Origin of the sequence: Caballeronia zhejiangensis (genome assembly GCF_000698575.1) — a bacterium.
Classification (GTDB): domain Bacteria; phylum Pseudomonadota; class Gammaproteobacteria; order Burkholderiales; family Burkholderiaceae; genus Caballeronia; species Caballeronia zhejiangensis.
In genome coordinates, this window is record NZ_JFHD01000012.1 from 81,735 (window position 1) to 95,267 (window position 13,533).

13 protein-coding genes are annotated in these 13,533 nt (G+C 64.4%); 2 read left to right on the forward strand and 11 right to left on the reverse strand.

Features of this window, described 5'->3' with window-relative positions; translation table 11 throughout:
• Positions 1 to 32: 32 nt before the first annotated feature.
• The gene (locus BG60_RS17180; protein WP_008347314.1) at positions 33 to 1,193 is read right to left on the reverse strand and encodes a CaiB/BaiF CoA transferase family protein; all 1,161 of its coding nucleotides are present in this window, start codon (positions 1,191 to 1,193) and stop codon (positions 33 to 35) included.
• Positions 1,194 to 1,317: 124 nt separating this feature from the next.
• Here BG60_RS17180 and BG60_RS17185 point away from each other — a divergent pair, with 124 nt between their 5' ends.
• Complete coding sequence (locus tag BG60_RS17185; RefSeq protein ID WP_008347313.1) at positions 1,318 to 2,571, forward strand: aconitase X; 1,254 nt, start codon at positions 1,318 to 1,320, stop codon at positions 2,569 to 2,571.
• Complete coding sequence (locus tag BG60_RS17190; RefSeq protein ID WP_008347312.1) at positions 2,558 to 2,998, forward strand: aconitase X swivel domain-containing protein; 441 nt, start codon at positions 2,558 to 2,560, stop codon at positions 2,996 to 2,998. The genes BG60_RS17185 and BG60_RS17190 overlap by 14 nt, the downstream gene beginning before the upstream one ends.
• Here BG60_RS17190 and BG60_RS17195 read toward each other — a convergent pair.
• From BG60_RS17195 to BG60_RS17240, 10 genes are all read right to left on the reverse strand, one after another.
• Positions 2,979 to 3,680, reverse strand: coding sequence for a GntR family transcriptional regulator (locus BG60_RS17195; RefSeq protein WP_051078979.1), 702 nt, complete (start codon positions 3,678 to 3,680; stop codon positions 2,979 to 2,981). The two genes, BG60_RS17190 and BG60_RS17195, sit on opposite strands and share 20 nt — an antisense overlap.
• 46 nt (positions 3,681 to 3,726) lie before the next feature.
• Positions 3,727 to 4,962 (reverse strand): metal-dependent hydrolase family protein, encoded by a 1,236-nt coding sequence (locus BG60_RS17200; RefSeq protein ID WP_008347310.1) that lies wholly within the window; start codon positions 4,960 to 4,962, stop codon positions 3,727 to 3,729.
• Positions 4,963 to 4,974: 12 nt separating this feature from the next.
• Positions 4,975 to 5,973, reverse strand: a complete 999-nt coding sequence (locus BG60_RS17205; protein ID WP_008347309.1) for a 4-hydroxyproline epimerase — start codon at positions 5,971 to 5,973, stop codon at positions 4,975 to 4,977.
• Positions 5,970 to 6,872 carry a dihydrodipicolinate synthase family protein gene (locus BG60_RS17210; RefSeq protein WP_008347307.1) on the reverse strand — a complete coding sequence of 301 codons (903 nt, stop codon included), beginning with the start codon at positions 6,870 to 6,872 and terminating at the stop codon, positions 5,970 to 5,972. The genes BG60_RS17205 and BG60_RS17210 overlap by 4 nt, the downstream gene beginning before the upstream one ends.
• Positions 6,873 to 6,887: 15 nt before the next feature.
• Positions 6,888 to 8,114, reverse strand: coding sequence for an NAD(P)/FAD-dependent oxidoreductase (locus tag BG60_RS17215; protein WP_008347305.1), 1,227 nt, complete (start codon positions 8,112 to 8,114; stop codon positions 6,888 to 6,890).
• Positions 8,115 to 8,118: 4 nt separating this feature from the next.
• Positions 8,119 to 9,198 carry a proline racemase family protein gene (locus tag BG60_RS17220; RefSeq protein WP_008347303.1) on the reverse strand — a complete coding sequence of 360 codons (1,080 nt, stop codon included), beginning with the start codon at positions 9,196 to 9,198 and terminating at the stop codon, positions 8,119 to 8,121.
• A gap of 2 nt (positions 9,199 to 9,200) precedes the next feature.
• Complete coding sequence (locus tag BG60_RS17225; protein ID WP_008347300.1) at positions 9,201 to 10,511, reverse strand: MFS transporter; 1,311 nt, start codon at positions 10,509 to 10,511, stop codon at positions 9,201 to 9,203.
• 129 nt (positions 10,512 to 10,640) lie between these two features.
• Positions 10,641 to 11,276 carry a M12 family metallopeptidase gene (locus tag BG60_RS17230; RefSeq protein WP_235366164.1) on the reverse strand — a complete coding sequence of 212 codons (636 nt, stop codon included), beginning with the start codon at positions 11,274 to 11,276 and terminating at the stop codon, positions 10,641 to 10,643.
• A gap of 201 nt (positions 11,277 to 11,477) precedes the next feature.
• Positions 11,478 to 12,854, reverse strand: a complete 1,377-nt coding sequence (locus BG60_RS17235; RefSeq protein ID WP_008347296.1) for a sensor histidine kinase — start codon at positions 12,852 to 12,854, stop codon at positions 11,478 to 11,480.
• Entirely contained in the window at positions 12,844 to 13,521 is a 678-nt protein-coding gene (locus BG60_RS17240) for a response regulator transcription factor (RefSeq protein ID WP_008347294.1), read from the reverse strand. Before BG60_RS17240 ends, BG60_RS17235 begins: the two co-directional genes overlap by 11 nt.
• Positions 13,522 to 13,533: the final 12 nt, after the last annotated feature.

Below are 13,533 nucleotides of genomic sequence, written 5' to 3' on the forward strand. Positions count from 1 at the left end.
GCCGCGCTCCACGCGGCCGCTCGTCCCGCCGATCAATCTTCCGCGTTGAATCCCAATCCGCTCGCGCGCAAACGCGTCAGTTCCGCGTCGTTCAACCCCCAATCCCGAAGTGCATCGCGCCCGCCTTCGCCGCGTTGCGGCGCGGGGCGCGAGATCGCGGATGGCGTCGCGGAAAAGCGCGGCGCGGGCGCGGGCTGTACGACGCCATCGAACTCGACGAAGCTTCCGCGCGCCCGATGATGCGCGTGCGCCGGCGCTTCCGAGAAGCCGAGCACGGGCGCGACGCACGCATCGCTGCCATCGAACACGCGGCACCATTCGTCGCGCGTGCGCTCGGCAAAAGCCGCCGTGAACCGCGCCTTCAGCACGGGCCATCCGGCGCGATCGTGCTGCGCGGGCAAACCCGCATCGGCGAGCCCGAGCTTCTGCAGCAGTTCCGCATAGAAGCGCGCCTCCACTGCACCGACCGACATGTAATACCCGTCGCGGGTGCGATAGCTGTCGTACCACGGCGTGCCGCCATCGAGCAGATTGCTTTCGCGCGTCTCGCGCCAGTTGCCCGATGCGATCAAGCCCCAGACGGTCGTGCCGAGTTGCGCGGCGCCTTCTATCATCGCGGCATCGACGACCTGACCCGCGCCGCCGCGCTGCACGTTGAGAAGCGCCGCCACGACGCCGAGCGCGAGCAGCATGCCGCCGCCGCCATAATCGCCGACGAGGTTGAGCGGCGGCACCGGCGCTTCGCCCGCGCGGCCGATTCCCGACAGCACGCCCGACAACGCGACGTAGTTCAGATCGTGCCCGGCGCTTTGCGCGAGCGGCCCCGTCTGTCCCCAACCGGTCATGCGTCCGTAGACGAGCTTCGAATTGCGCGCGAGCGCGGCGTCTGGGCCGAGGCCGAGACGCTCCATCGTGCCCGGACGGAATCCTTCGATGACGACATCCGCCTTCGACATCAGTTCGAGCGCGGCATCGGCCGATTCGCGCTTTTTCAGATCGAGCGTGACCGAGCGCCGGCCGCGCCCTGTCAGATTCTTGTGCTTGCCGCTGACCTTCGGACCGAGATCGCCGGGCGCGACAGCCCGATCGATACGCAGCACGTCCGCGCCCATATCGGCGAGCAACATGCAGCCGAACGGCGCAGGACCGATCGCCTCGAATTCCAGAACCTTTATCCCGCTCAATACGCCCATGACTGCCCGCCTCCGCATTTAGAAGTTTTGCAATGTTGCCAGTAGGCCAGACGCGCGAACGCGCCGCGCCACCCGCTTCGGGTAGACTGCGCTGACATCCCTCCGCGCTGCGTCAGCGAATCCGATGCTCACACTTTCCCCACGCGACACCGCCATGCTCAACGGCGATTTCGGCGATGGCCTCGCGCTCGCGATGCGTATCGTCGCGGCGACGGCGCGCGTCATGGATGCCGATGCGCTCATCGATATCTCGGGCGCGCATATCGACGGCTGTCTGTATCACGGCGCGGCGAGTCTCGATTTCGTCGAGCGCTTCGTCGCGAGCGGCGCGAAGGTCGCCGTGCCGACCACGCTCAATGTCGGCTCGCTCGATCTCATTCACCCGGAACTCTTTCGCGGCGACGCCGGTATCGCGAGCGCTGGCAAGCGGCTCATGCAGGCGCATCTAGAACTCGGATGCGAAGCCAGCTTCACCTGCGCGCCGTATCAATTGAAGCATCGTCCGAAGCTGGGCGATCAGATCGCGTGGGCCGAATCGAATGCGATCGTTTTCGCGAACTCCGTGCTCGGCGCGCGCACGAGCCGTTACGGCGATTTCCTCGATCTCGCCGCCGCCATCACCGCGCGCGTGCCGGATGCGGGCCTGCATGTGACGGCGAATCGCGCGGCGCGCATCGTGATCGCCGCGCCCGATCTGCGCGCGTCGCCGCATCGCGATGCCGATTTCGCCGCGCTCGGCTTTTTGCTCGGCGGCATTGCCGGCGCGACGGTCGCCGCGATCACCGGCCTGCCCGGCGACACCACCGAAGACGAACTCAAAGCGCTAGGCGCGGCGGCGGCATCGAGCGGATCGGTGGCGCTGTTCCATGCGGTCGGCATCACGCCGGAAGCCGCCACGCTCGATGCCGCGCTTCAGGGCCGCGCGCCCGAACGCACGATTGCCGTCAGCGCAGCCGATCTTCACGACGTGCGCGCGCGTTGGTCGCACGCGAAACCCGGCGATGCGCTCGCCGCGGTGAGCCTCGGCACGCCGCACTTTTCCGTCGATGAATTTCGCACGCTTGCCGCGCTCATGGGGCGTCACGACGGCGCGCCGCGCTGCGATATCTACGTGAACACGAGCCGCTTCGTGCTGTGGCAACTCGAGGAAGAAGGCATTGCGCAGAAGCTCGCGGCACGCGGCGTGCAGATCGTCGTCGATACCTGCACGTACATCACGCCGGTGATGAAGCAGGTGAGCGGCCTCGTGATGACCAACTCGGGCAAATGGGCGCATTACGCGCCGGCGAATATCGGCGTGACGGTCGCGTTCGGCAGCATGAGCGAATGCGTGCGATCGGCGTTCGAAGGAAAGGTGTGCATCGATGAACACGTTTGAGGCCGTCACGCTCGTTCCGGGCCACGCGCGCGCGCCGGGAATCGCGTTGCCGCCGCTCAGCTTCTGGGGCGGTTACGACGCTGAGCGCGGCCTGATCGTCGATGCGACGCATCCCGGTCACGGCCAAAGTCTCGCGTCGCGCATTCTCGTGATGCCGCGTGCGCGCGGATCGAGTTCGAGCAGCAGCGTGCTCGCCGAAGCGTTGCGCAACGGCACCGGGCCCGCGGGCATCGTGCTCGCGGAGCGCGATCTGATTCTGTCGATCGGCGCGATCGTCGCGAACGAACTCTATGCGTCGAACGTGCCCGTCGTGATGGTCGATGAAACCGCGTTCGCGCACATCGCCGCCGCCGGCGATGCTCACATCGAAATCGATGCGCGCGATGCGGCGAGCGTGCGGCTCGTCCTCAACCCTGACGCGACATGATCGTCTCCACGACCGAGATGATCTGCTGCGCCGCCGTCTTGACGTGCTGTTCCAGCAGCTTCGCGCCGAGCTTCGCATCGCGCTTCTTGCATGCGTCTATCAGGTTCATGTGCTCTTCGTGCGACTGCTCGCGGATCGGCACCTGCACCACCTGAAAGCGGAAATAGCGGTCGCTGCGATCGTGCAGCACGCGCAGCATCTGCAATGTGATGTCGCGCCGCGCCGGCAGATAAAGCGTCTCGTGCAGACGCCAGTTCAACTGGCCCCAGACGCCCGAATCGGCGGTATCCATTTCGGCGACGAGCGTCTCGGCTTTCGCGATCTCGGCATCGGTGATATGCGGGATCGCCTGCGAAAAGAGCCACGGCTCCAGCCGAATGCGGATTTCGAACGTCTCCTGCACTTCTTCGATCGACAGCTCCGCGACATACGCGCCCTTGTGCGGCACCTTCGTCAGCAACCCTTCTCCGGTAAGCCGCGTGATCGCTTCGCGGATCGGCACGCGGCTCACGCCGAGTTCATCGGCGAGCGCTTCCTGGCGCAGCACTTCGCCCGGCGCGAGATCGCCCGACAGAATGCGTTGCCGGATCGCGGTCGTGACGAGTTCGACCGTCGTGGTGCGCACGATCCTGTGCGTGGAGTCGCTCTCTTTTCGAAGGGATTTGGCGGCGACCGGAGACATGTTTTATCGGCTTAGGCGTGAAGGTGCGGCATCGTAACACGCGTGTTCACAGCAACTTCTCGCGTACCCACGCACCGTTTTTCATCACGCCCGCGATGCGCTCGCCCTGCCCTGTCAGCACGCGAATATCCTTCAGCGGATCGCCATCGACGACGAGCAAATCCGCGTACGCGCCCGCCGCGACGACGCCGAGCTTGCCCTTCATGTTGACGATCTCCGCGCCGATGGCCGTCGCCTGACGAATCGCCTCGAACGCGCCGACGATATTCGCGCGTATCGACAACTCATCGCTCTGATACTGATGCATGTCGCCGAGCAGATCGCTCCCGAGGCCGATCTTCACGCCGCGTTCGTGCAGCATCGCGAGCGCTTCGAGACCGCGCTTGCGCACCGATTCATTCTTGTCGAGCGTGTCTTGCGCGAGGCCCATTTGCGCGCCGACCTTTGACATCGCGTCATAGGTGACGAGCGTCGGCACCGCGTAGGCGCCGTGTTCGGCCATCACGCGCGCGGCATCTTCATCGATCAGATTGCCGTGCTCGATCGTGCGCACGCCGAGCTTCACGACACGCGCAATCGCCTTCGCGGTGTACGCATGCGCCATCACATACGTCTGATGCGATTCCGCTTCTTCGACGGCGGCCTTCACTTCGTCGACGGAGAATTGCAGATTGCCGATGGGATCGGTCGGCGAAGCCACGCCGCCCGACGCCATGATCTTGATGTGATTCGCACCCGCGCGCATCTCCTCGCGCACGGCCTTGCGCATTTCGTCGACGCCGTCGACCACGCGCCCGATCGCGCCCATGTTGCGATTGCAGCCGCACGGGTCCGGATCGGCGTTGTCGAAGCGCTCGCGAAAATCGCCGTGGCCGCCCGTCTGCGAAAGCGCCTTGCCCGCGACGAACAAGCGCGGCCCCGCGATCACGCCGTCTTCGATCGCGCGCGACAGCGCATAGTCCGCGCCGCCCGCATCGCGCACGGTCGTGAAGCCGCGATCGAGCATGCCCGCGAGGATCGGCACGGCGCGCAGCACGGCGAACGTGTTCGGCAGACGGCTGTTGTTGCCGAGATGCGCGACCGATGCAATGACATGCACATGGCAATCGATCATGCCGGGCATCACCGTCTTGCCGCCGACATCGATCACTTGCGCGCCGCTCGCCTCGACCGGTTCGCGCGTGACTTCGCGGATCGTATCGCCGTCGATGACGATGGAATAGCGGCCGTCGTCGCGTTCGTGGTCGGCGTCGAGCACGCGGGCGTTCTTCAGAATCAGCATGCGTTTTCTCCGTTATTTCAGCAGGAATCCGTGCGCGAGCGGATCGCGGTCATCGACGAAAATCGTGTTGTGGCCCGTCACGCGCGCCCATCCTTCGATGGCCGGCACGATCGCATCGTATTCGCCGACGCGCGCCGCTTCCATCGGCACGCCTTCGAACAAGGTGCCGATGATGCTTTCATGCACGAAGCGCTCGCCGATCTTCAACTGCCCTTTCGCGACACGCTGCGCCATGCGCGCCGACGTGCCCGTGCCGCACGGCGAGCGGTCGATGGCTTTGTCGCCGTAGAACACCGCGTTGCGCGCGCTCGCGCCTTCCACCGTCGGCTCGCCCGTCCACATGACGTGACTGAGGCCGCGTATCGCATCGTTTTCCGGATGCACGAACGCGTACTTTTCGTTCGCCTTCTGACGCAGGATCGGACTCAGACGCTGAATGTCCGATGGCTTCAGCGCGTGCAGCCCTTCGTAGTCGCGCTGCGGCTCGACGATCGCGTAGAAGTTGCCGCCATACGCGACATCGAAACGAATCTCGCCCAGGCCCTCGACGTCGACGGACAAGTCTTGCGAATGCAGAAACGAAGGCACGTTGACGAGCTGCACCGAATCGACATGCTCGCCGTTCATCCTGTAACGCGCGATCACGAGACCGGCGGGCGTGTCGAGCCGCAGCACGCCCGGCTCGCGCGGCCGCACGAGTCCGTTTTCGATGGCCGTCGTCACCGTGCCGATGGTGCCGTGCCCGCACATCGGCAGGCATCCGCTCACTTCGATGAAGAGAATCGCGAGATCGCAGTCGGCGCGCGTCGGCGGATAGAGAATGCTGCCGGACATCACTTCGTGGCCGCGCGGCTCGAACATGAGCGCGGTGCGTATCCAGTCGAACTCGCGCAGGAAGTGCGCGCGCCGTTCGATCATGTTCGCGCCTTCGAGCGGCGGCGCGCCGCCCGCGACGACGCGCACCGGATTGCCGCATGTGTGTCCGTCGATGCAGAAGAACGTCGATTTCATTGCGCGAGCGCCCGCACGTTGGCGATCGCCTTCTCGACGATCTCGATGGTCCGCTGCCGTTCCGCGCCTTCGAGCAAGAGGCGCGGCGCTTTCACGTACTCCGGATAACCCGCCGTGATGTTCTCCGCGAGCTTGATGTACTGCACGAGCTTGACGTGCGTGTCGAGATGGAACAAGTCGATCAACGCGCGATAGAGCGCGCGCGCCTTGTCGTATTCGCCGTTGACCGCGTAATTCAGCAGATCGACGGATTCCTTCGGCATCGCGTTGGCCATGCCGGAAACCCAGCCCTTCACGCCGAGCGCGACGGATTCCACGATCAGATCGTCGACGCCGCAGAACACGACGAAGCGGTCGCCGAAGCGCGCGTAGAGATCGGTGACGCGCGTCGTGTCGTAGGTCTCTTCCTTGATCGCGACGACGTTGGGTTCATCCGCGAGTTGCGCGAGCAAGTCCGGCCGCATATCGACGCCATAGCCGCGCGGATTGTTGTAGATCATGAGCCCGAGCTTCGTCGAGCGCGCAATCGACCGATAGTATTCGACGGTCTCGCGATCGTCCGATCGATACGTGAGGCCCGGAAACACCATCAGCCCTTGCACGCCGATGGCTTCCGCGTCTTTCGCGAACTGCATCGCGTTGGCCGTGTTCAGTTCCGCCAGTCCCGAGATCACAGGCACGCGCCCGTTCACGGTTTCGACCGCGATCTTCAGCACCGTGCGCTTTTCCTCGGGCGTGAGCTGCGCGTTCTCGCCGACCATGCCCATCATCACGACGCCGCCGACACCGTTGTCGATCAGACGGTTCAGGCCGTTCACGATAGCGTCACGATCGAGCGAGCCGTCCTGCTTGAGCTTCGTCGTCACGGCGGGGAATACGCCTTTCCAGTTCACTTGCATGTTTGCTCCTCCAATTTAGAAACGTGCGATCGAGTAAGGCGTGAGCGGCACGCGCGGCGTGCGTCCCGCGAGTACATCGGCGACGAGCGCGGCGGTCGTCGCCGATTGCGTGAGGCCGAGATGACCGTGCCCGAATGCATGGACGACCGACGGCATGCGCGGCGATGCGCCGATCACCGGCAGCGAGTCGGGCGTCGCGGGGCGATGGCCCATCCATTTCACGGCATCCGTATCGTCGATGCCTTGGATGAAGCGCTTGCCCAGTTCGAGCAACGCGTCGCTGCGACGATAGTTCGGCGGCGCGTCGATGCCCGCGAACTCCGCCGCGCCGCCGATGCGCAAGCCAATATCGAGCGGCGTCGCCACGAACTTGCGCTCCGCGAAGATCACTTCGCGCGTCAGTGCGACGCCGTGCTTTGGCAGCGTCGCGTTGTAGCCGCGTTCGCTTTCGAGCAACACGCTATCGCCGATCGACCTCGCGAGCGCCGCCGACCATGCGCCCGCCGCGATCACGATGCGTCGTCCGTTGACGCGCGTGCCGTCGTCTAGCACGACGGATTCCGGCGCGTCGATGGCGCGCGCGATGCCCGTCACGAAGCGCGCGCCGAGCGCACGCACGCGCTCGCGCAATAGCGTGACGATGCGGCGCGGATCGCCGATATGCGACCAGTCGTCGAGGAACACGCCATGCCTGAAGACCGGCGCGAGCGACGGCTCGCATTCGCGCACTTGCTGCGCGCTCAACGCGTGCCAGCGCGCGCCGAGTTCGCGCTTGAAGGACCATTCGGGCTGATCGGCGGCGAAGGCTGCATCGGTTTCATAGACCGTGAGCGCGCCCCGCCGATACAGCATCGCGCTTGCGCCGATATCGTCGAACATCGGCAGGATGTCGTCGTAGACGCGGTTGTTGAGCAGCGAAAGCGCATGCGAGATCGCCCGAAAGCGCGCCGGCTCGCTCGCGCGGCGAAACGCCATGAACCACGGCAGCGCCTTCGGCACATGCTTCCAGTCGAGCGCGAGCGGCCCGAGCGGGTCCATCAGCCATTTCGCGGCCTTCGTGAACATGCCGTGCACGGCGATCGGCGTGCTCTCCGTCACCGCGATGCCGCCCGCATTGCCGTGCGATGCGCGATCGCCTTCGAAATCGCGATCGACGAGCGTCACGCGCGCGCCCTCGCGCAACGCGGCCCACGCGCACGCGAGTCCTACGATGCCCGCGCCGATCACGATGACGTCCGTCATGTCTTCACTCGCCACGTTGCGAACTCACGCGCGATTTGATGAGCTTGTCGTCGACGGCTTCGCACCATGTGTCGGCGAGCGTGAAGCCGGTCTGGAAGCGATCGGTCGGATCGACGCCGACCTGCGAGATCGCCGTGATCCACGCCTGTCCCGCGACGACGGGCACGACGGCGGGAACATCGCCTAGACGCGTCGTGGACTCGATGCGGCTTTCGAACACCGATCCGATGATCGACTCGTGCAGAAACGTCTCGCCGACATCGATCAGCCCTTTCGCGTGCATGACCGCGAGCCGCGCGGACGTGCCCGTGCCGCACGGCGAACGATCGCAGCGTCCCGGCGACACGATCACCGTGTTGCGCGATTTCAGCACGCCGTTCTCGCGCGAAATCGGGCCGACGAACTCGGTCATCGTGATGCCCTTGATGAGCGGATTGAGCGGATGCGGCGAAGGCAACTGCGCCCCCGCCGCGGCCTTGATGACTTGCCCCAGCTCGCACAGTTCGCGCGCTTCATCGGGCGTGATGCGAAAGCCGAGTTTCTCCGCATCGACGATCACATACGTCATGCCGCCATAGCCGACATCGACGGTCAAACTGCCGATGCCTTCGACCTCGATCGTCTTGTCGAGATGATTCGCGAACGCGGGCTGGTTCGTGAACTCGACCTTCGTGACCTTGCCGTTCGCGCACGAGCAGCGCAGATGGATGAGGCCCGCGGGCGCTTCGAGCACGAGTTCGGTGACGGGCTCGGTCATCGCCAAGATGCCGGTTTCGAGCAGCACGGTCGCGACGCACATCGTGTTCGAGCCGGACATCGCCGGATATTCGGTCGATTCCGCGATCACGTAGCCCATCTGCGCGCGCGGATCGGTCGCGGGCAAGATGAAGTTGACGGTCTGATTCGCCGAGCCGCGCGGCTCGAATATGCAGATGCGCCGCAAGTCGTCGCGCACTTCTTCGAGGTGCATCATCTTGTCGAACATCGTGGCGCCGGGCACGTCGAAGACGCCGCCGGTCACGACATTGCCGACTTCGCCTTCGGCGTGGCAGTTCACTACGGTAAGCGTGCGATTCCAGCGCATGTTTATTGCAGCGGCGCGTGCGCCGTCTCCTTGATGGTGGCGACCGTGATCGTCGAAAGCAACGCCGCGAGCATCACGAAATACGCGGGCGAAAGCGGCGAGCCGGTTGCCTTGATGAGCGCGATGGAGATCATCGGCGCGAAACCGCCGAACACCGCGTTGGCGATGCCGTAGCCGATCGACATCCACGTCGTGCGGATTTTCGTCGGGAAAAGTTCGGAGAGCACGGCCGGCCCCACACCCGAAAATATGCCGATGACGACGCCGCCCAGCACCTGCACCGCGCCGACGATCGCCGCCGACTTGTACGTGAGCATCAAGTGAAAGATCGGATACGGCAGCACGAGAAACGCGATGCAGCCGATCGCATAGATCGGCTTGCGGCCGAAGCGATCCGACGCCGCGCCCCAGAACGGAATCGACGCGGTCATCGCGATGAGGCCCGCCGTGTTGAGCCAAAGCGCCGTCGACGGATGCATGCCGACGTATTTCGTCGTGAACGACGGCAGATAGTTGAGCAGCACGTAGAGCGAGACCGTCCACACGATCACGAGCCCGCACGCCTGCAGACCGAGCAGCGCGGGCGCGCGGCCTTTGGTCTTCGGCGCTTCGTCGCTTGCGCTTTGATACGCGGGCGTCTCCTCGCTGCGCTTTCTGATGATCCAGCCGATCGGCCCGATCACGATCGCACCGATGATGAACGGCACGCGCCAGCCCCAATCGAGCATCGCTTGAGGCGAGAGCAGCGTCGTCATGAGCGCGGCCGCGCCCGAGCCGAGCAGCATGCCGCCGAGGGTGCTGCATTGCTGGAAGCTGCCGTAGAAGCCGCGCTTGTTCGGCGGCGCCCATTCGACGAGAAACGCGACCGCGTTGCCCAGCTCGCCGCCGACGGAAATGCCTTGCAGCATGCGCGCCGCGACGAGCAGGATCGGCGCCCATATGCCGATGGCCGCATACGACGGCAGCAGCGCCATGAAGAGCGTCGCGGCGGCCATGAGCGGCATGACGAAGGTGAGCGTCCACTTGCGACCTTTCTTGTCGCCGAGCCAGCCGAAGATGATCGCGCCGAGCGGACGCGCCGCGAAGCCCAGGCCGAATGCGCCGAATGTGCCGAGCATGGCGGCGAAGTCGTCGCCGGTGGGGAACATCACTTTGGCGATGACGGTCGCGAGGAACGCGTACGTGCCGAAATCGAACCATTCGAGGATATTGCCGACGACGGCGGCGGTGACTGCACGGCTGGTTTTCGATGAGACCCGCGGGCTGTCGCTCGCGGCATAGGGGTTCGCAACGGCATTGGCTCGGTCGGTCATGGGGGCTCCGTCGGCAGCGTTGGGTGCGGCGTGGGGGTGATTGTGCGCCCATGTCAAAATTGAATCAAGGATTTTGGATCCAAAATCGAAGCCCGCAAACCGCCGGATTTTCTGGCGACCCGTCGGCTTTCAGCGCGCCGTCTGCGCCGCGACGGTCTGCGTGACGGCCGGTGCCCCATAAAACATCTGCGCCATGGCGATATCCGTCGCGCTCAACTGTCCGTTACCGTTCCATTGCGGATTGCAGTAATTCATGATCGACGCCAGATCCCACGCGCCGATCATCGTGTCGCCGTAAGTGCCTTGCGCGGGCTCCTTGCATGTCGTCGATGGCGTGTCCGGCCGATTCTGCTCATGCGCGAATCCCAGCGCATGACCGAACTCGTGCGCGGCGATGGCGCGAACACAATACTCCTCGCGTCCGATGCAACTCGTACTCCAGTTTCTGAACGTGAAGTTGAAGACCATGCCGCCGACGACATTGTTGATCTGCGTCCCCAGACCTTGCGTATGCGGTCCCGTCTTGGCGCTATCCTCGACCGATATCCGAATGCCGTAATAGTTCGGCGCGTTGGTGCATTGCTGCCATCCCGCGAATACGACGCCCGAATGCGCCTCCCAGCTTTGCTGAACCGCGAGCTGACTCCAACTGCGTTGATTGGCGTACATGGCGAAATCGGCGTTGCTCAGATCCCAGCACACGTTGATCGGAAACTGCTTCCAGATGACCGTCGATAATGCGAAACCCTTGTTCGTCCCATTCATCTGGGCATCTTTCGCGGATGCATTCACGGCATCCGATGCGCCGTCGCCTCCGCCGCATGCGCCAAGCAGCATTGCTAACAATAATGCGAATAGGCACGCGCCGATTCGTCTCATCTTCTTCTCCTGCTGCGATAGTTTCGCTGCAAACGAGAAGTATATTTTCAAAGCAGCGGTGAAATTCGTTTGGTCATTCCATAGCATTTACGAAAGATGCGTGAAGCGCACCGTCACGACCACCCCACGATCCGGATGCTCGCGCTGCGCCAGCACGATCTGCCCGCGATGCGCCTGCACGATCTCCTTCGCAATCGCGAGTCCGAGGCCGGTTCCTTCCGTATCCGCCGATGCGCGATAAAACGGCTCGAACACGCGACTGCGCGCTTCGGCGGGAATACCGGGGCCATCGTCGATGACGGTGAGCGTCACGCGTTGCGCATCGCGCATGACGGCAACGGTCACGTGCCCGCCCGGCTGCGTATAGCGAATCGCATTCTCGACGACGTTGTACACGAGCGCCGACAACAATCCTTCATGGCCGATGATCCACGCCGATTCAACCAGCTCCGCGCCGAGATCGATCTCGCGCTTCTGCGCGAACATCGCCAGATCCTCGATCACGTCCTGCGCGATGGCGGCAAGATCCACCTTCTGCCGCGCGAGTTGCGCGTAGTCCGCGGCTTCGGCCTGCGCGAGCAGCAACAGCTTGTTGGTGAGACCGACCATCGAACGATTGCTTCGCTGCATCGCCGCGAGCGTTTCATTCAGCGACGGCTCCATCGCGCGATGCTGCCGCGCGAACTGCAATTGCGTCTCCAGCAGCGTGAGCGGCGTGCGCAACTGATGCGCCGCATCCGCGATGAAACGCCGCTGCGCCGCGACCTGAAGCCCGAGCCGCGCGATGCACTGATTGATCGCATCGACGATCGGCCGCAACTCCGTATGCAAGCGCTCCACGCGCAGCGGCTCGAGCTGCATCGGATCGCGGTCCATCACTTCTTTCTTCACCTTCAGAAGCGGCCGCAGCTCGAACGTCAGTCCGATGCAGGCGAGCGCCACGGCCAGCAACACCATCTCGATCTGCCGCACGAGCTGCGGACGCCATAGCTCTCGCACCATCGCATCGCGCGAAGCCTGCGTCTTGCCGACCGACACCAGCACGCGGCGAATCGCGCCGTTGTCGTACATCTGGCGCACGAAGCCGACGGCGCGTATCGGCTTGCCGTGGAGATCGGCGTCGTAGTAATCGGGCGCGTCGTGGCCGGCGGCGTCGCGCGTCGGGAAATCGGGCACGCCGGCGAGCAGACGGCCATCGTCGACGCTCACGTTGTAGAACACCTGATCGCCCTGCGGCGACGCGAACACTTCGAGCGCGGCCGGCGGAATATCGACGAGCAAGCGTCCGTCCGACCATTCGACCTCGCCCGCGATCATCCGCGCCGATGCAAGCAGCGTGTTCTCCTGCACGAGATCGGCGGTGTGGCGCGCGTTGTCGTAGGCGGCTTTGCCTGTCACGAACACGTAGATCGCGAGCGGCACGAGCAGCCACCATAGAAGACGGACGCGCAGGCTATTGGTCATCGTCCTTTTTGCGCAGCAGATAGCCGAGACCACGCAGCGTGACGATCGCCGCCGAACTGCCATCGAGCTTCTTGCGCAGCCGCGAGACGTAGATTTCGAGCGCGTCTTCGCTCGGGCTGTCTTCGTGCGTGAAGATCGTATCGAGCAGCGACGCCTTCGACACCGTCTTGCCGAGACGCAGGATCAGCGCTTCGAGCACGCTGCGTTCGCGCGGCGTCACGTTGAGCGGCGCGCCTTTGAGCGTGAACTGGCGCGTGTCGATATCGAACACGAGATCGCCGCACGACACCTCGTTCGCCGTCGATGAACTGCGCCGCCGGATCATCACCTTCACGCGCGCGACGAGCTCTCGCACTTCGAAAGGCTTCACCAGGTAATCGTCCGCGCCCGCGCCGAGCAACTCCACCTTCTCGTCGATGGAACCGCTCGCCGTGAGGATCATCACCGGCGTTGCGTCGCCGCGTTGACGCATGCGGCGCAGCACGTTCTTGCCGGAAAGACGCGGAAGGTTCAGGTCGAGCAGCACGACGTCGTACAGATTTGCGCGCAGGAGCTGATCGGCGGATTCGCCATCCTGCACGGTTTCGAGCGTGAACGACTCCTGTTCCAGCATCTTCGCGAGCCAGAGCGAAAGCGTCGGATTGTCTTCGATCAACAGCAGTTTCATGGTGGCGCGATT